At 32.6% G+C, this 1,535-nt stretch carries 1 protein-coding gene; it reads right to left on the reverse strand.

Translation table 11 applies throughout. The features are described 5' to 3' along the window. Positions 1 to 161: 161 nt before the first annotated feature. Positions 162 to 1,433, reverse strand: coding sequence for a hypothetical protein (locus DWA30_RS02330; RefSeq protein ID WP_136073133.1), 1,272 nt, complete (start codon positions 1,431 to 1,433; stop codon positions 162 to 164). Between the last annotated feature and the right edge of the window lie 102 nt (positions 1,434 to 1,535).

Raw genomic sequence — 1,535 nt, forward strand, 5'->3', positions numbered from 1 at the left:
TAATATCATATCACTCAATTCTTGCTCTTTTTGTCTTTTGGTGTCGTATTTTTGAGAATAAAGCTCTTGTTTTTCTTTATTTATTTCAACATGTGACATAACAACCTCTTTATATTTTTATTATATTCATTATAGCATAATTTTAACAAAAACCTAGCGTGTTATATTTTTGGTTTTGATTTTTTATACTCTTTTGGTTTAACTCTATTCTCCAAGTTTTCTATAATAGAATCAATGATTTCTTCTGTGTCTTTGTGAAGGCAAATCATTTTTTCATTCTTAAAGATAGCGACACTTGTTTCATTGAAGTTAACATTATCAAAAAATCCATTTTCGAGGAATTCAGAAAAGGCTTTATATTGACTTCGTTGGGTTAAAGACGAAGCGACCTCTTTTGTAAGACACGTCTTTAAATTATCATTGTTAAAGTAATTGAATAATTGTGTATAATCTTCGATGATTTTTTGTGGCTCTTCAAGATAAGATATTTGTGCAACGGCTTTTTTAAAATTTCTTTCTAATGGCTCTAAGAATTTCTCTTTTTCGGTTTCTGTTAATTCGAGATCTTTGATAATGGCAAGACGATTTTCAAAAGTTTCGCCTTTTTCATTGGCCAATAAATTATGGACGTATATAAGTCCTTTTTCATTAGATTCTTTTAAAGAATCGATGAAATTCGGGTAGTAAGTTTTGTAGAAATCAAATACATTTTTGGATACTTTATGAGGCGAAAAGGTTTCAATAGGAGATAGCCCGATAGTGTCCATGAATTTTTTAGCAAATTTCTCCCGAACTTTTTTATCGTTCTCTGATAGTATGCCCAGTTCATCTTTTAAGAACTTGGTGGGTAAAGACTGTATAGACAGGTCATTTTTAATTTCTTTAATGACGGTTTGAAAACGTTGGTCATGGAATATTTTTTCAGCCAAATCCATATGACCACCTTCAATGGCTTTTTCTATAAAAAAGCCGCCTCTTGTAAACCATTCCTCTAAGCAAGCTTTGTTCTCAGATGTGTTATTGTAATAATTATCAAGAAAATCGAAACTTTTTTCAGCACCGTATCCAACAATTCGAGCCGTATCAAAACGAATAGAAAAATAATTATCAAAATACTGTTTCAAAGCTTTCTCATCCAGTCTTTCTTGAATGAGGTGTGGTCGATTCATTTCCAGAGTTTTACAGTATAAGTCGTAACGTTCACTTGTATTCTCGGCAATAGCCTCTGATTCTTTGAGTTTTTCTTTTGCTCTATTTTCACTTATAGGAGGAAGGTTGGCTTCTATTTCCGGGAATTTTTTAATATCAATTGGTTCGTCATCCTTGTAATAACCTGATGAAATTCGACCGTCGTGCTCTACAATGTAAGCCGTTAAGCTTTCGAGATCTTCCGGACTTTTACTAAAATCATACATAAAAACCAATCGGTCCATATCTGACGTGTAGTTGTTAAAGTATTCTTTTTCACGAGTGACACACCACATGGAGCTTCCCAGTGTTTTTGATGCGTCAAAAGAGTCCGCCTCGAAAATAAT

Source organism: Candidatus Ulvibacter alkanivorans, from assembly GCF_003333325.1.
In the GTDB taxonomy this organism is placed as follows: domain Bacteria; phylum Bacteroidota; class Bacteroidia; order Flavobacteriales; family Flavobacteriaceae; genus Ulvibacter_A; species Ulvibacter_A alkanivorans.